The organism is Plantactinospora veratri (genome assembly GCF_036421995.1).
Taxonomy (GTDB): Bacteria; Actinomycetota; Actinomycetes; order Mycobacteriales; family Micromonosporaceae; genus Plantactinospora; species Plantactinospora veratri.
Genome location: NZ_JAZGQL010000037.1, coordinates 67,038 through 82,646 on the forward strand (window position 1 = coordinate 67,038; position 15,609 = coordinate 82,646).

Consider the following 15,609-nt stretch of genomic DNA (forward strand, 5'->3'; position numbering starts at 1 on the left):
CCTGCACGCTCCCACCGCGCGGGGACACCGGGCAACTGCCACCCTGTCGGGCAACGGGGCCCGGACATTGACATGCCGTCAACCAGGGGTTGATTACTATTGCGTGTGCCCAACGGACAGCTCCGGCGGATGGACGCCTTCTCCTTCCCGGCCCACTCCTTCGACCCGGCCACCGGGGAGGCGACCCTCGAATACGCGCTGACCGGCCCGGACGGCGAGCTGCGGTTCGCCGAACGGGTCACCTTCCCGCAACCTGCGGCCCCGCCGTCACCGGAAGCCCTGGCCACCTTCGGCCGGGTGCTGGAGCTGCTGCACCTGGTCGCCGGGGTGAGCTACTACAAGGCCGCCGCACCGCCCCGGCTGGTCCTGCCGGCGCCGCTGGGCGCCGAGGCCGTCTCGCTGGTCACCGCCGTCTACACCGCCGGCCTCGCCGAGTACGCCTACCGCAACGACCTGCCGCACGTGCTGGAGCTGACCCCCGAGCTGCCGCCGGGCCGGGTCACCGAGCCGACCTGGTGGGACAACTCGGACCGCCGGCCGCTCTCCACGGTGGGTGGCGGCAAGGACTCCATCGTCAGCCTGGAGGCGCTGCGCCGGGCCGGCTTCGACCCCGTCCCCTTCTCGGTCAACCCCAACCACATCATCGTCAGCGTCGACGAGGCGTCCGGGCTCACCCCGCTGGCCGCCCGACGCCGGCTCGACCCGGCGCTGATCGAACTGAACGCGGCCGGGGCCCGCAACGGGCACATCCCGGTCACCGCGATCAACTCGCTGATCGCGGTCGCCACCGCCGTACTGCACGGGCTCGGCCCGGTGGTGATGTCGAACGAGCGCTCGGCCTCCGACCCGAACCTGGTCTGGCACGGCGTCGAGGTCAACCACCAGTGGTCCAAGGGGGTCGAGGCGGAGGGACTGCTCCGGGCGGCGCTGGCCGGGCACGCCGGGCTGACCGAGCCGTACTTCTCGCTGCTGCGTCAGCTCTCCGAGCTGCACATCGCCCGGCTCTTCGCCCAGTTCACCCGCTACGACGACGTGGTGACCAGCTGCAACGCCGCGTTCAAGCTGAGCGACCCGAGCGACCGGTGGTGCGGGAACTGCCCGAAGTGCCGGTTCATCTTCCTGGCCCTGGCCCCGTTCATGCCCCGGGCCCGACTGGTGCGGATCTTCGGCGCCGACCTGCTGGCCGACCCGGCCCAGGCGCCCGGCTACCTCGAACTGCTCGGCATCGACGCGCACAAGCCGTTCGAGTGCGTCGGCGAGGTCGAGGAGTCGGTGGTGGCGCTCGGCCTGGTCGCCGAGCACCCGGACTGGCGGGACGCCGCCGTGGTCCGTACGCTGCTCGACGCCGTCCCGGCGCAGGCCTGGACGGCCGCGAACGCCACCGACGTCTTCACCCCGGCCGGCCCGCACTTCGTCCCGCCGACGTACGCCAAGGCGCTGACCGCGATCTCCTGACCCCGCGCGGCGAGGGGGCCGCTCAGTCGTCCCGGACGGCGTCCAGGGCGAGCAGGGCGACGTGCAGCGACAGGCAGTCGTCCACCGAGTCCAGGTCCACCCGGAGGATCCGGGAGATCCGGGCCAGCCGCTCGTAGAAGGCCGGCCGGGACAGGTGCGCCGCCGCGGCGGCGGCCGACTTGTTCCGGCCGCTGGCCAGATAGCCGCGCAGGGTGCCGAGCAACTGCTCACGGGGATGCTCCGCGTCGTGGGTCAGCAGCGGCCCGAGTTCGCGTTCGACGAAGGTCTGCAACCTCGGCTCGTCCCGGAGCAGGTGCAGCAGCCCGGCCAGCCCCACCTGGGGCAACCGGTAGACCGGCAGGTCCCGTCGACCCCGGCGGGCGGCGTCGGCGACCTGGCGGGCCTCGATCAGCGAGCGCCGGGCCTCCCGTACGGTGCCGACACCCGAGCCGGCCGCCACGATCAGCGCGCCCGGCGCCCCGTACGCCCGCCCGGCGGTCGGGCCGGCGTCCAGGCGTACCCGGTCCAGGGCCGCCGCGAAGGCGGCCAGGGCGGGCTCCTCGTCCCCGGCGTCCCGCAGCGCCAGCACGGCGCCGACCGCCTGGTCGTCCACGGTGCTGGCCAGCCCGGACAGTTCGGCCTCCCGGAGTGCCTGGCTGACCGCCTCGGCCAGGTCCCGCAGCCGGGCCTGGCCGGCCGGGCCGCCCGCCGCGCCCGCAGCCGCCTCGTCCGCGCGGTACCGGACCACCACCCCGACCAGGTGCCGGCGGTCCAGGGGTACCCCGAGGGCGCGGGCCCGCAGCGCCACCTCGTCGACCGGCCGGGTGTGGTCGAGCAGCGCGGTGAGCAGGGTGCGGTGGATCTGCCGCTCCAGCCCCTCGGCGTCCCGCCGGATCAGCCGGCCCAGTGCCAGGGTGGAGGCGGCCCGCTCGATCAGGATCGTCAGCCGGGTCGGCGGACCGCCCGGCGCGGCGGCCGGCAGCTCGCCGCTCGGCCAGCGCAGCAGCAGCCGCCCCCAGTCCTGCCCCCGGGCGCCGACGGTGGTGCAGAGCCAGCCGGCGTCCGGGTCGTAGCCGGTGCGGCCGGCCGGGCGGATCCGCCGGGAGTGCTGCTCCCAGCCCCGCAGCAGCAGCTCGGCGCTCTCCCCCGCCGGGTCGTACGCCAGCACCTGTCGGGAGAGGTTCTCCAGGATCACCGGGCAGCCGGACAGTACGGCGGCCTGCCGGAGCACCTCGGCCGGCTCGGCGCCCTCGACGGAGAGTTCGGTGAAGCGCTGGTGGATCTCCTCGGTCGCCCGCAGCTCGGTGAGCTGGGCGTCCACGATCAATCCGTGCACCGCCTCGGTGATCCGGACGAACGGGGTGACCCGGCGCAGTTCGACCAGCGGCAGGCTGCGGCGCTCGGCGGCGGCGACCATCGCCCGGGGTACCGCCGCCGGATAGCGCCGGCCGAGTTCGACCACGAGTCCGGAGACCCCGACGTCGGCCAGCTCGCCGATGAAGGCGCGCAGCCCGGGGTCGTCGCCGGGCAGGCCGATGCCGGTGGTGAGCACGAGTTCTCCCCCGCTGAGCAGGGAGGCGATGTCCGGCACCTCGGCGGCGTGCACCCACCGTACGAGCCGGTCCAGCCCGGCCGTACCGGCGACCACCCGGGGGCCGCCGTGCCGGACCGGGTCCAGGGCCAGCACCTCACGCACGGTAGGAAACACGGGCTCGACGGTACCGCCCGGCGCGGTACCGTCCGGCGCCCGCGCCGTCGCGGCCGGCCGGCTACGCCGGGTCGTCGCGACCGAGTTCCCAGAAGGCGACGGCGGCGGCCGCCGCGACGTTGAGCGAGTCGACGCCGCGACGCATCGGGATGACCACCCGGGCGTCGCTGCCGGCCTGTGCCGCCGGGGTGAGGCCGGCACCCTCGGCACCGAGCAGCAGCGCGGCCCGGTGCCGCTGGGCCGGGCCGAGCCGCTGGATCGGCACCGCGTCCGGGGCCGGGGTCATGGCGAGTACGGCGAAGCCGGCCGCCCGCACCTCGGCCAGCCCGGCCGGCCAGTGGTCGAACTTCGCGTACGGCACCGCGAAGACCTCACCCATGCTGACCCGTACGCTGCGCCGGTAGAGCGGGTCGGCGCAGGTGGGCGAGAGCAGCACCGCGTCGATGCCGAGCGCGGCGGCCCCCCGGAAGATCGCGCCGACGTTGGTGTGGTTGTTGACGTCCTCCAGCACCACCACCCGGCGGGCGTCCCGGAGCACCTCCGGCACGGTCGGCAGCTCCCGCCGGTGGAACGAACCGAGTACGCCCCGGTGCACGTGGAAGCCGGTGGCCTGCTCCAGCACGGCCGGGCTGGCCGCGTAGACGGGTGCGTCGGCGGTTCCCAGGTCACCGAGCTGGTCGACCCGTTTCGCGTCGACCAGGAAGGAGCGCGGCCGGTAGCCGGCCCGGAGCGCCCGGCGGAGCACGAGTTCGCCCTCGGCGATGAAGAGCCCGTTCGGCGGCTCCCACCGGGTACGCAGCTCGACGTCGGTGAGCGCCCGGTAGTCGGCGATCCGGGGGTCCTGCGGATCGGTGATCACTTCGGCGGGAACGGTCGTCGGCGCGTCGGGCACGGCGCCGATTCTTCCCCGGTCCAGGCGCCGCCGTTCGGCCACCCCCGACAGGTAGGAGATTTCCTACCCTTGACTGGTAGGACATAGCCTACCTATTCTCTCCGTATGACTGTCAGGGAGGGCCACCGTGGCTGAGGTCGACGTCTTCACCGCGGTCGCCAACCCGACCCGGCGGCAACTGCTCGGCCTGCTGCTGGACCGGGGCGAGCGGCCGGTGCAGGAACTGGCCGACCACTTCGACATGCGCCGGCCGAGCCTCTCGGAGCACCTGCGGGTGCTCAGGGACGCCGGCCTGGTGGTCGAGCGCCGGGCGGGCCGGCAACGGCTCTACTCGCTGCGGCCGGAGCCGCTGCGGGACGTGGCCGAGTGGCTGACCCCGTACGAGCGGTTCTGGCGGGAGAAGCTCACCGGGCTGCGCGATCTCCTCGACGCGATGGCCGTCGACGAGGACGCCGACGACCCCCGGCAGGCCGGGGCCACGACATCCGAACCGAGCCGGGATTCCGGCGAGCAGAAGGAGAAACGACGATGACCGAACGCGGCGTGATCCGGGCCGACCAGTATCTCGCGCACCCACCCGGCCGGGTCTGGCGCGCGCTCACCGAACCCGACCTGCTGGCCCGGTGGTTCATGCCGAACGACTTCAAGGCGGTGCCGGGACACCGGTTCACCTTCCAGACCATGGCCCGGCCGGACCAGGACTTCGACGGCGTGGTGCACGGCGAGGTGCTGGACGTCGAGCCGGAGCGGCGGCTCAGGCTCTCCTGGACCGGCGGCCACCTGGACACCACCGTCACCTGGACGCTGGCCGCCGAGGGGCGGGGCACCCGGCTCTTCGTCGAACACGCCGGGTTCGATCCCGACGACCCGATCCAGCAGCGCGCCTTCGCCATCATGGACGGTGGCTGGCGCGGCATGGTCTTCCGCCGCCTGGCGGAGCTGCTGGCCGAGCCGGACGGCACCCCGGAACGCGAGCCGGCCCGGTAACTCCACCCAGGACGAAGCGGACACTCCGCCAGTGACCGGACCGGCGGTGGGCGCCGAGGCGAAACCGGCCCGGGCACCGGGACGGGTGGGTCGGTCAGGACGGGGCGGGGCCGGTCGTGGCGGGGCCGAGGCCGCCGCCCGCCGGTGTGACGCCGAGGCCGCCGCCGGAGACCCGCGCCGCCACCGCGCCGGCCGTACCGGGCCGGGTCAGCGCGGCCCGGCCGACCGCCGGTACCAGCCGCCGGGCCCGCCAGGCGATCCCGATCCCGCCGGCGAGCACCAGCATCGCGCCGAGGGCGTGCAGCGCGGAGGCCAGCATCCCGCCGACGCCGAGCAGCGGCGCCGCGATCATCAGCAGTACGCCGTCGGACTGGCTGAACACCCCGGACCGGTGCAGCGCCAGACCGGTCAGCCACCAGCCGAGGGAGTAGAGCACCCCGCCGCAGACGGCGATGACCTGACCCGTCCGGCCGAACGTCGCCGTCGGGTCCGGCAGGCCGCCGAACGGGAGTACCAGCATCGTCCCGGCGACCGCGACCAGCAGTCCGGCCGTACCGGTGCCCCGGGTGCGGGTGGTGACCAGCAGGCTGGCCAGCGCCATCAGCGCGAGCAGGCCCAGCCAGAGCGCACCGATCCAGCCGAGCAGGTGGCCCGGACGCTGCTGGGCGAGAAACGGTGCGTCACCGGCACCGACCAGGGTCACCGAACCGTACACAATGGCGTATCCGGGCAGTGACCAGACGGCGAGCCGGGCCATCCGGCGCAACGACCAGGCCCAGCTCGCGTCGCTGGCCGGTTCGTCGCCGCCTCGTTCGACCACGAACGGCAGGAAGCCGAAACCGCCGTACGGCCACCGCCCGGAGGCCGCAGCCACGGCGCCGCCGATGCCCGGTCCGGTGCCGGCTGTCCGCTTCGGCACCGTCGAGGCACTGGGGAGCGTGGGATCACGCTTGGGGTTCGAGGGGTGGTTTTCCGGTTTCGAGGGGTGGATCACGCGCCGTCACCTCGCTCCACGTGCTGCGCGGGCGGGCACGGGCAGTCCGCTCGACGCCCCGCTCCTGGTCACCACCCGTCGCTTAGACCGATCGTGTCAGGTGCCGGGGCGCCGCGCGGACGCTTTGGTCGAATAGGGCGGCTGCCGCCGGGCGGGGCCCGACGGCAGGCCGTCAGCCCCGCTCGGGCTGCTTGTCCACGGTGGAGTCGCCGAGCATGCTGGCCGGTGGGACCGGTTCCGGCGCCGGCAAGCCCTGCTGGTCGGTGGGCCGGGACGTCACCTGCGCCTCGGCGGCGCGTACCTCGGCGTTGACCTGCCGGGCCGCCTCGGCCGCGGCGGCCGCCGCCTCGGCGGCCTCTCGCTCGACCGCACCGGCGTCGACCCTCGCCCGGGGCTCGTCGCCGACCATCTGGCCGAGTCCGCCCAACGCGCCGCCCAGTCCTTCGAGCGCCTTGTTCAACTCGGCGGGCACGATCCAGACCTTGTTGGCGGTTCCGTTGGCGATCTGCGGCAGCGCCTGGAGGTACTGGTAGGCCAGCACCTTCTGGCTCGGGTTGGCCTGGTGGATCGCGTCGAAGACGGTGCGGATCGCCTTGGCCTGCCCCTCCGCCTGGAGGATCCGGGCCTGCCGGTCACCGTCGGCCCGAAGCACCGCGGCCTGCTTCTCCCCCTCGGCGGTGAGGATCTGCGACTGCTTCTGCCCCTCCGCGTTGAGGATCGCGGCCCGGCGGTCCCGCTCGGCGCGCATCTGCTTCTCCATCGAGTCGCGGATGCTCGGCGGCGGCTCGATGGCCTTGATCTCCACCCGGGTCACCTTGATGCCCCAGCGTCCGGTCGTCTCGTCGAGTACGCCGGAGAGGTGCCGGTTGATCTCCTCCCGGCTGGTCAACGCCCGCTCCAGGTCGAGCGAGCCGATCACGTTACGCAGGGTCGTGACGGTCAACTGCTCGATGGCCTGGAGGAAGTTGGAGATCTCGTAGGTCGCCTTCACCGAGTCGGCGACCTTGAAGTAGAGCACGGTGTCGATCGAGACGCCGAGGTTGTCCGAGGTGATCACGGGCTGGGGCGGGAAGCTGACCACCTGTTCCCGCATGTCGACCTTGGTCCGTACCGCGTCGATGAACGGGACCAGAAGGTTGAGGCCGGGCTGGAGCGTGCGCTTGTACTTCCCGAGCCGCTCGACCACGTCCTCGCGCTGCTGGGGGACGATCCGCACCGCCCGGATCAGGGTGATCACCGTGATCAGGGCCACGGCGGCCAACAAAATTCCCATCACAGTATCCACACCGCTCACCTCTTTGTGTCGGGCTGCTCGTCAATAGCGAAATCCTCGTGCCACACCAGCGCGGTCACGCCTTTGACCTCGATCACCCGCACTCGCTCGCCGGGGGCGAACACCTGGGTCGCATCGTAGGCCCGGGCGGTCCAGATCTCACCGTCGATCTTTACCACCCCGCTGTTGGCGTCCACCCGTTCGAGCACCAGCGCGGTGCTGCCGGCAATCGCCTGCATGCCGAACGGCTGATCGTCGCCGGCCAGCGCGGACTGGCGGTGTCGTTGGATGACCGGGCGGGCAACAACCAGGGTCAGCGCCGAGACGGCGGCGAAGACCAACGCCTGGATGGCCACCGGAGCACCGAGGGCGGCCGCACCGGCGGCGGCGAACGCCCCGATCCCGAGCATGATCAGGAAGAGGGTCGTCGTAAAGATCTCCGCGACGACCAGCACGACGCCCAATACGATCCACAGCAGCGGCTCCACACCTCGATCCTGACACGATCACGCATGTACCGGCGACTCACGATCGACGCACATGAGATTTCGTATGCCAGGATCCGGCGATCGACGCCGTCCGGACCGGTCCGGTTCCGCCCCGGCCAGTCCGGTTCGGATAATTAGTCCGGTTGCCGCACCCCCAGTCCCGAGGAGGCGCCCGTGGCCACCCTGTCGCCGGAGACCGGCCTGCCGCCGGAGACCGCCCGCCGGATCGACGCGCTCGTCGCCCAGACCCAGGCCACGGGCCGGGCGCCCTCGCTGATCCTCGGGGTGCTCCGGGCCCCGGCCGCCACCGGCACGGCTCCGGGCAGCGGGCTCGTGCACGTCGCCGCGGCCGGCGAGACCCCACCGCCCGACCCGGACATCCAGTACCGGATCGGCTCGATCACCAAGACGATGACCGCGGTACTCCTGCTGCGCCAGCGCGACGAGGGAGTGCTCGACCTGGACGATCCGCTGGACCGGTACCTGCCCGGCAGTCCGCTCGGCGCCGTCCGGCTGCGCCAGCTCCTCGGCCACGCCGCCGGCCTGCAACGCGAACCGGACGGCGAGTGGTGGGAACGCTCCGCCGGTGCCGACCTGGACACCCTGCTGGCCGGCCTGAGCAGCGACAAACTGGCCTTTCCGGCACACCGCACGTTCCACTACTCCAACCTCGGTTACGGGCTGCTCGGTGCGGTGCTGGAGCGGGTCACCGGCCAGACGTGGTGGAAACTCGTCCGGTCTCGGCTGCTCGATCCACTGGGGATGGTCCGCACCTCCTACCAGCCTGCCGAACCGTACGCCCGCGGCTACGTCGTACATCCGTGGCACGAAACGCTGCGCGAGGAGCCGCGTACCGACACCGGGGCGATGGCACCGGCCGGGCAGCTCTGGGCCAGCCTGGCCGACCTGGCCCGCTGGGCCGCCTTCCTCGCCGCCCCGGATCCGGAGATTCTCGCCCCGGACACCCTGGCCGAAATGTGCGTTCCGGTGGCGATCGCCGACCCGGACTCCTGGACCGCCGGCTACGGGCTCGGCGTGGAACTGCACCGGGTCGGCGACCGGGTGTACGTCGGGCACGGCGGCTCGATGCCCGGCTACATCGCCACGCTCTCGGTGCACCGGCCGTCCGGCACCGGCGTGGTCGGCTTCGCCAACGCGTACGGGCTGCGCGTCGGATCGCTGCCGCTGCTCGGCCGGGAGGTGCTCGGTACGGTGCTCGACGCCGTACCCGGGCCCGTCCCGCCCTGGCGTCCGGCGACCGTGCCGCCGCAGCCGCGGATCGCCGAGTTGACCGGCCGCTGGTGGTGGATGGGGCGCGAGTTCGAGGTTTCCTGGGACCCGAGCGCCGAGGAACTGCTGGTCACCCAGCTGCCGGCCGGCGCCGTCCCGCACTGGCGGTTCGGCCGGGACTCCACCGGCCGCTGGCGGGGCCGCTCCGGCATGAACGACGGGGAGATCCTCACCGTCCGGCGCGACCCGACCGGCGCGGCCACCGCCCTGGACATCGCCACCTTCGTCTTCACCCGCGACCCCGACGACCTCGGCTGACTCCGCCGCCGGGCCGCACCACCGGATCAGGGCCCGGACGGGACCGTGACGAAGTCGATGAGCCGTTCCATCGCGTTGATCAGGGGTGTCTCCACGTCGTGGAAGCTGTCGACCCGGGCGAGGATGCGCCGCCACATCTCGGCCGGCTCGGCCACCCCGAGGGCGGCACAGACGCCCTCCTTCCACGGGCGTCCCGGCGGCACCACCGGCCACGCCCGGATGCCGAGCGCAGACGGCTTCACCGCCTGCCACACGTCGACGTACGGGTGGCCGGTGACCAGCACGTCCGGCGAGTTGACCGCCGCGACGATCCGGCTCTCCTTCGAGCCGGGCACCAGGTGGTCGACGAGTACGCCCAGCCGCCGTCCGGGGCCGGGTGCGAACTCGCGGACTCGTTGCGCGAGCGCGTCGATGCCGTCCAGCGGCTCCACCACCACGCCCTCGATCCGCAGGTCGTCGCCCCAGATCCGCTCCACCAGCGCCGCGTCGTGCACGCCCTCCACCCAGATCCGGCTGGCCTTGGCCACCTGGGCGGGTACCCCGGCCACCGCGACCGATCCGGAGGCGGTCCGCCGACGCGGCGCCGGTGCCGCCGACGGTGCCGGCCGGCGCAGCGTCACCGGTCGGCCGTCGAGCAGGAACGCCGCCGGCAGCAGCGGGAAGTTCCGGCGCCGGCCGTGCCGGTCCTCCAGCACCACCGCACCGGACTCGAAACCCACCACCGCGCCGCAAAACCCCGAGTCGGCGTCCTCCACCACCAGATCGACCTCGGCCGGCACCTCGGGTACCACCTTGCGCCGCCGCCAGTCCCCGGCGAGCACGTCGTCGCCGTACATCCTCCCCATGGGAGGCGACGGTAGCCGCCGCCGGCGGCCGATCTGTGTTGACGCGCCGCCGGGCCGGCAGCCGAGACAGCCGGCGCGGAAAGCACGTACCCTAGCCGCATGTCCCCCGCAACGGGCGCGGCGACTCTCGTGGCGCGCCGGTCCAGCCGCTTCGTGGCCTGGGTACGCGCATGGCGTGCCGGGCTGGTGCCCTATGACGAGATCGCCGACGAGATCGCCGCCGACGAGGAGCATCTCGTCGCCGACGCCCCCGGCGCCTGGACCGACATACCGCTGCGCGACGCGCTCTGCGCCTTCTCCAAGCTCTCGCCCGACGAGATCCGGCTGGTGCTGCCCGCCCCGGGCGATCCGCGTGGACTGCCCGGTCCCGGCCCGTTCGCCTCGGCGGCCCTGCTGGCCGGCGAGGCGGTGGTGGCCCGTGGCCTGGGCGTGATTCCCGAGGTACGCACGCACACCAGCGGGTCCGGCGTGACGTTCGAGACGGTGCTGTGGCGGGTCTATCCGCTGCCGGAGACCGCTCCGGCCGCCTCGCTGGGCAGCCCCGGCGCGGCCGAGGCCGAGGCCGAGCTGGCGGTGACCCTCGCCGAGGCGACCGCCGCGCTGACCCGGCTCGACGTCGCGCAGTGGCGCCCCGAGCTGGCCGGTGCGCTCGCCGCGCTGCGCCGCCCGGACAACGGGATGGATCTGCCGCCGGGCTTCGATCCGCGCTCCCGCCGGCTGTTCGCCCGGGCCAGCGTGCTGGACCAGGTGCTCGCGCTGGCCGAGCACGCCGCGCCGGGCGGTTCGGTCAACGGTTACGAGGCCCAGCAGCGCGACGCCGCGCTCCGCCCGCTCACCGCCGCCTGCCGGCGGGCGGTCGTGGCGGCCTGCAACGCCCCGCTCTCGGCCTGACCCGCCGCCGTCCTTCCGGGTCGGCCCGGCCGGCGTTCCCGGGTACCCCCGACACCGGGGCATTCGGTCGCCGGTGCTGCCGGGCACATCCGTCGGCCCCGGTCCCCCGCGATACGACGACCGTTGGCGAATGCACCGGTACCGACCCGATCGCGAAATCGTCCGGACCAATTCGTCCGACTGCACGCCGCCGGGGTGGCGGGGGAAAGATTCCGGTCGCAATGGTGCGGTAGGGTCCTCGTTTCATGGGCGGCACCCCGAATACGACCGATCTCGCGAACACCTCTTCCGCGAGTCCCCCCGCATCCCGACGCCGGTGGTTCAACCGCCGCACGGTGGTCGAGCTGAGCTGGGTGATGTTGGTGATTGCCATTGCCGGAGCACTCTGCATGGCCCGCTACGAGGACCCGCGCCGGATCGCCTCCTCCGGCGACAGTTACTGGTACATGCGGCAGGCGCAGATCTTCGCCGGCACCGATCCGGCGACCGCGTCCGCCCGGTCGTCCTTTCAGGTGTGTCGCGACATCAACCGTTCGGCCAAAGACCAGAATATGCGACCGGTCTGTCGCAACGGATATCCCCAACAGGGCATTTCTCCCCGGTACACCGCAATTTTCGACAGCCGGCCCGGATACCCGCTGTTCGCGACGCCTTTCGTGAAGATCTTCGGCGTCTGGCAGGGCATGGCCATCGCGACACTCATCATCGCCGTCGGCGTCGGCCTGCTCAGCTATCTGGCCGTCTGGCTCGCCTTCGGGATACGCCTGGTCGGCGTCGCCGCGGCTGCCCTGGTCTACCTGCTGCCGACCGGGTACTGGATAACCCGGATGCTGGCCGACGGCGCGATGCTGGCCGGCTGCCTCGCCGTGCTGATCGGCGCGATGCTGCTCTGGCGCAACCGGTTCAGCGGGCTGCCGATCGCGCTCGCCGGCTTCGGCTGGACCTTCGTCACCAAGTCGGCGAACGGGGTGGCGATGGCCCTGGTGCTGCTGGCCGCGAGCGGCTGCGCGCTGCTGACCAGGTTCCCGAACCGGCGCGGCGCGCTCTTCACCGGCGGGCTCGGCCTGGCCACCCTGCTCGGCTGGTTCGCGGTCAGCGCGGCCCTGAAGCTGCCGTCGCTGACCGAGGCCATCCAGGACTACGCCACCAACCACTTCAGCGTCCCGGACACCCCGGAGCCGTACACCTGGCTCTGGGAGAAGAACCTCGAATGGTGGCCCGGCACCCTGCAACACATGGTGCTCTCCCCGTTGCCGCTCATCGCGGTGGTACTGGCCACGCTGATCTTCGCCACCCGGACCCGGCACCTCAGCTTCCTGTGGCTGGGTACCGGGCTGACCGGGCTGGCCATGCTCGCCGCGAAACCGGTCGACACCGAGTACGAGCGGCTCATGGTCCCGGTCTGGTTCCCGGTCGCCGCCGCGCTCGGGTACGCCATCGTGGCGGCACTTCCGGCCCGCTGGTCCGGCCGGCCGACGGCCGAGGGAGTGGCCCTGCCCACCCAGCGGCCCGCGCCGCCACCGGCCGGCCCGGCCGGACCCGGTCGCCCGGTCGGCGACGAGTCGGCCGCTCCCGACGGCGTGTCAGCCACCCCCGGCGACGCGTCAGCAGCCACCCGCACCGGCGCCGGTGTGGGCGCGGCCGGCTGACCGAACCGGTGTCCAGGGCGCCGGCCGCCGCGCGGCGGCCGGCGCCGGACTCAGATCTCGTCGATCAGGTCCGCGACCGAGGAGACGATCCGGGACGGCAGGTACGGGTAGCGCTCGGCCTCGGCCCGGGTGCTGATCCCGGTCAGCACCAGCACGGTCTGCAACCCGGCCTCCAGCCCACAGAGGATGTCGGTGTCCATCCGGTCACCGATCATCGCGGTCGTCTCGGAGTGCGCGTCGATGGTGTTCAGCGCCGACCGCATCATCATCGGGTTCGGCTTGCCGACGAAGTACGGCTCCACCCCGGTCGCCTTCGAGATCATCGCCGCCACCGATCCGGCGGCCGGCAGGGCACCCTCGGCGGACGGACCGGTCGGGTCCGGGTTGGTGCAGATGAACCTCGCCCCGCCGTCGATCAGCCGGACCGCCTTGGTGATCGCCTCGAAGCTGTACGTCCGGGTCTCGCCCAGCACCACGTAGTCGGGTGCGAAGTCGGTCAGCACGTACCCGACGGCGTGCATCGCGGTGGTCAGCCCGGCCTCCCCGATCACGTACGCCGTACCGCCCGGGCGCTGGTCGGCCAGGAACTGCGCGGTGGCCAGCGCGGCGGTCCAGATGGCGTGTTCGGGGACGTCGAAGCCCATCCGGTTCAGCCGGGCCTGTAGGTCCCGGGCGGTGTAGATCGAGTTGTTGGTGAGGATCAGGAACGGCTTGCCCGAGGCGCGCAGGGCCCGGACGAACTCGGGCGCGCCGGGCACCGCCTGCCCCTCGTGCACCAACACACCGTCCATGTCGGTGAGCCAGCTCTCCACCGGCTTTCGATCGGTCATGCCGGCACTCGGCAGCGGGCGGCGTGCGGGCTCTTCTCGTTCATGACTCTCCTACCGGGCGCGGTCACGGGCGCCGGGCCGGCTGGCAGCAGCCGGCCGGACAGGTGTCCCAGGCGGGCAGCGTACCCAGCCGGCGTCGCGCCGCCGTGTCGGCCGGGTTGAACCGCTCGGTCACCAGTTCGCGGACCATCGCCACGAACCTCCGGTCGGTGCCCGGAGTGGCGGCCCGGACGAAGTCGAGGCCGAGCTGCTTGGCGGTCGCCGCCGCCTCGGTGTCCAGGTCCCAGACCACCTCCAGGTGGTCGGAGACGAAACCGATCGGGCTGACCACCACCGAGGTGACTCCGTCGGCCGCGAGCGCCCGCAGGTGGTCGTTGACGTCCGGCTCCAGCCACGGCACCTGGGGAGGGCCGGAGCGGCTCTGCCAGACCAGGTCGTACGCCAGGCCGGGGGCGGCCCGCCCGGCGACCAGCGCGGCGGTCTCGCGCAGCTGTGCCTCGTACCGGCCGCCCTGCGGGCCGGCGGAGGCGGCCATCGAAACCGGGATCGAGTGGGCGGTGAAGACCAGCCGGGTGCTCTCCCGGCGGGCCGGGTCGAGGGTGGCCAGCGCGGTGGCCACCGCGTCGGCGTGCGGCTCGACGAACCCGGGATGGTCCCAGTACTGCCGCAGCTTGTCGATCCTCGGCGCGTCCGGCCCCACCGCCGCCCGGGCGGCCGCGATGTCCTCCAGGTATTGCCGGCAGGAGGAGTAGCCGCCGTAGGCGCTGGTCACGAAGCCGAGCGCGGAGGTGATTCCGTCGTCACGGAGCTGGGCCACGGTGTCGGCGAGCATCGGGTGCCAGTTGCGGTTGCCCCAGTAGACCGGCAGGTCGAGCCCGTGCGCGGCGAAGTCGGCGCGGATCGCGGCGAGCAGGTCCCGGCACTGCTGGTTGATCGGCGACACGCCGCCGAAGTGCTGGTAGTGCTCGGCGACCTCGGCCAACCGGTCAGGTGGCACGTTCCGCCCCCGGGTGACGTTGGCCAGGAACGGCAGGACGTCCTCCGGCCGTTCCGGACCACCGAACGAGATCAGCACAACGGCGTCGTACGACATACCACCATTGTTCCCGCTCCGGCCGGGCGAGCCGGCCCGGCCCCGCCCGGCCGCCGGATCAGGCCGGCGGGACCTTGCTCACATCGCGGCGCCGAGCGCGTGGTAGCCGCCGTCGACGTGCACGATCTCACCCGTGGTGGCCGGGAACCAGTCGGAGAGCAGGGCCAGGCAGGCCCGCGCGGCCGGCTCCTGGTCGGTCAGCGCCCAGCCCAGCGGGGCCCGGTCGGCCCAGGCTTCCTCGAACTGCTCGAAACCCGGGATCGACTTCGCCGCCATCGTGCGCAGCGGCCCGGCCGAGACCAGGTTGCTGCGGATCCCCTTCGGGCCCAGGTGCAGCGCCAGATAGCGGGAGGCGGACTCCAGCCCGGCCTTGGCCACGCCCATCCAGTCGTACACCGGCCAGGCCTTGGTGGCGTCGAAGGTGAGCCCGACCACGGCGCCGCCCGGACTCATCAGCGGCAGCGCGGCCACCGCGAGCGCCTTGTAGGAGTACGTCGAGACGTGCACCGCGGTCGCCACGTCCTCCCACGGCGCGTCCAGGAAGCCGCCGCCGAGGCAGCTCTGCGGCGCGAAGCCGATCGAGTGCACCACCCCGTCCAGCCCGTCGACGTGCTCGCGGACCCGCTCCGCGAGGCTGGCCAACTGCTCGGCGTCGGTGACGTCCAGCTCGATCACCGGCGCGGGCTCGGGCAGCCGCCTGGCGATCCGCTCGACCAGGGACATCCGGCCGAAGCCGGTCAGTACCACCTGCGCCCCGTTCTCCTGGGCGAGCTTCGCCACCGAGAACGCGATCGACTGGTCCGTGATGACACCGGTGACGAGCAGCCGCTTGCCGGCCAGCAGTCCAGACACGTGAAGATCCTCCAAACCGTCGTGGTCCCCCGCGTCCCGTGGCCGGTCCGGGTCCGTCCCGGCCGATCACGGCGCCTGGGCGATTGTGCCAGTGATTACTCCGG

Annotated in this window: 15 protein-coding genes; 6 read left to right on the plus strand and 9 right to left on the minus strand. The window is 73.0% G+C overall.

Annotated features, from left to right (window positions below):
* Positions 1-105: 105 nt before the first annotated feature.
* Positions 106-1,455 (plus strand): hypothetical protein, encoded by a 1,350-nt coding sequence (locus V1634_RS33495; protein WP_331211637.1) that lies wholly within the window; start codon positions 106-108, stop codon positions 1,453-1,455.
* 22 nt (positions 1,456-1,477) lie between these two features.
* Here the strand turns inward: V1634_RS33495 and V1634_RS33500 are convergent, their stop codons facing one another.
* Complete coding sequence (locus V1634_RS33500) at positions 1,478-3,163, minus strand: PucR family transcriptional regulator (protein WP_331211638.1); 1,686 nt, start codon at positions 3,161-3,163, stop codon at positions 1,478-1,480.
* Between the two features lie 61 nt (positions 3,164-3,224).
* Positions 3,225-4,055, minus strand: a complete 831-nt coding sequence (locus tag V1634_RS33505; RefSeq protein WP_331211639.1) for a TrmH family RNA methyltransferase — start codon at positions 4,053-4,055, stop codon at positions 3,225-3,227.
* 127 nt (positions 4,056-4,182) lie between these two features.
* Between V1634_RS33505 and V1634_RS33510 the strand changes: the two genes are divergently transcribed.
* Together V1634_RS33510 and V1634_RS33515 are read left to right on the plus strand one after the other, a co-directional pair.
* Positions 4,183-4,587 (plus strand): ArsR/SmtB family transcription factor, encoded by a 405-nt coding sequence (locus V1634_RS33510; RefSeq protein ID WP_331211640.1) that lies wholly within the window; start codon positions 4,183-4,185, stop codon positions 4,585-4,587.
* The gene (locus tag V1634_RS33515) at positions 4,584-5,042 is read left to right on the plus strand and encodes an SRPBCC family protein (RefSeq protein ID WP_331211641.1); all 459 of its coding nucleotides are present in this window, start codon (positions 4,584-4,586) and stop codon (positions 5,040-5,042) included. Before V1634_RS33510 ends, V1634_RS33515 begins: the two co-directional genes overlap by 4 nt.
* 94 nt (positions 5,043-5,136) lie before the next feature.
* Here V1634_RS33515 and V1634_RS33520 read toward each other — a convergent pair whose 3' ends face one another.
* The 3 genes from V1634_RS33520 to V1634_RS33530 form a co-directional block, all read right to left on the minus strand.
* Positions 5,137-5,961, minus strand: coding sequence for a hypothetical protein (locus tag V1634_RS33520; RefSeq protein ID WP_331211642.1), 825 nt, complete (start codon positions 5,959-5,961; stop codon positions 5,137-5,139).
* 247 nt (positions 5,962-6,208) lie between these two features.
* Positions 6,209-7,321, minus strand: a complete 1,113-nt coding sequence (locus tag V1634_RS33525; protein ID WP_331211643.1) for an SPFH domain-containing protein — start codon at positions 7,319-7,321, stop codon at positions 6,209-6,211.
* Between the two features lie 5 nt (positions 7,322-7,326).
* Positions 7,327-7,797 carry an NfeD family protein gene (locus V1634_RS33530; protein ID WP_331211644.1) on the minus strand — a complete coding sequence of 157 codons (471 nt, stop codon included), beginning with the start codon at positions 7,795-7,797 and terminating at the stop codon, positions 7,327-7,329.
* 183 nt (positions 7,798-7,980) lie between these two features.
* On the opposite strand from V1634_RS33530, the gene V1634_RS33535 reads away from it, so the two are divergent.
* Entirely contained in the window at positions 7,981-9,345 is a 1,365-nt protein-coding gene (locus V1634_RS33535) for a serine hydrolase domain-containing protein (RefSeq protein WP_407951903.1), read from the plus strand.
* A gap of 26 nt (positions 9,346-9,371) precedes the next feature.
* Here the strand turns inward: V1634_RS33535 and V1634_RS33540 are convergent, their stop codons facing one another.
* On the minus strand, positions 9,372-10,190 hold the full coding sequence (locus V1634_RS33540) for a DUF3097 domain-containing protein (RefSeq protein WP_331211646.1): 819 nt from the start codon (positions 10,188-10,190) through the stop codon (positions 9,372-9,374).
* 99 nt (positions 10,191-10,289) lie between these two features.
* Here V1634_RS33540 and V1634_RS33545 point away from each other — a divergent pair, with 99 nt between their 5' ends.
* A complete protein-coding gene (locus tag V1634_RS33545; protein WP_331211647.1) occupies positions 10,290-11,081 on the plus strand; it encodes a hypothetical protein in 792 nt (263 codons plus the stop codon).
* 362 nt (positions 11,082-11,443) lie between these two features.
* Complete coding sequence (locus V1634_RS33550) at positions 11,444-12,730, plus strand: hypothetical protein (protein ID WP_331211648.1); 1,287 nt, start codon at positions 11,444-11,446, stop codon at positions 12,728-12,730.
* A gap of 50 nt (positions 12,731-12,780) precedes the next feature.
* Here V1634_RS33550 and V1634_RS33555 read toward each other — a convergent pair whose 3' ends face one another.
* From V1634_RS33555 to fabI, 3 genes are all read right to left on the minus strand, one after another.
* Positions 12,781-13,560 (minus strand): HAD-IIA family hydrolase, encoded by a 780-nt coding sequence (locus V1634_RS33555; RefSeq protein ID WP_331211649.1) that lies wholly within the window; start codon positions 13,558-13,560, stop codon positions 12,781-12,783.
* A 64-nt stretch (positions 13,561-13,624) separates the two neighbouring features.
* Entirely contained in the window at positions 13,625-14,653 is a 1,029-nt protein-coding gene (locus V1634_RS33560; protein WP_331211650.1) for a ferrochelatase, read from the minus strand.
* A gap of 78 nt (positions 14,654-14,731) precedes the next feature.
* Positions 14,732-15,505 (minus strand): enoyl-ACP reductase FabI, encoded by a 774-nt coding sequence (gene fabI / locus V1634_RS33565; protein WP_331211651.1) that lies wholly within the window; start codon positions 15,503-15,505, stop codon positions 14,732-14,734.
* Positions 15,506-15,609 lie beyond the last annotated feature (104 nt).

What these genes read in the sequence shown, in the direction of transcription:
- V1634_RS33555 (WP_331211649.1), bottom strand. Translation starts at nt 13,560, where the DNA reads ATGACCGATCGAAAGCCGGTGGAGAGCTGGCTCACCGACATGGACGGT.
- V1634_RS33540 (WP_331211646.1), bottom strand. Translation starts at nt 10,190, where the DNA reads ATGGGGAGGATGTACGGCGACGACGTGCTCGCCGGGGACTGGCGGCGG.
- V1634_RS33515 (WP_331211641.1), top strand. Translation starts at nt 4,584, where the DNA reads ATGACCGAACGCGGCGTGATCCGGGCCGACCAGTATCTCGCGCACCCA.
- V1634_RS33560 (WP_331211650.1), bottom strand. Translation starts at nt 14,653, where the DNA reads ATGTCGTACGACGCCGTTGTGCTGATCTCGTTCGGTGGTCCGGAACGG.
- V1634_RS33545 (WP_331211647.1), top strand. Translation starts at nt 10,290, where the DNA reads ATGTCCCCCGCAACGGGCGCGGCGACTCTCGTGGCGCGCCGGTCCAGC.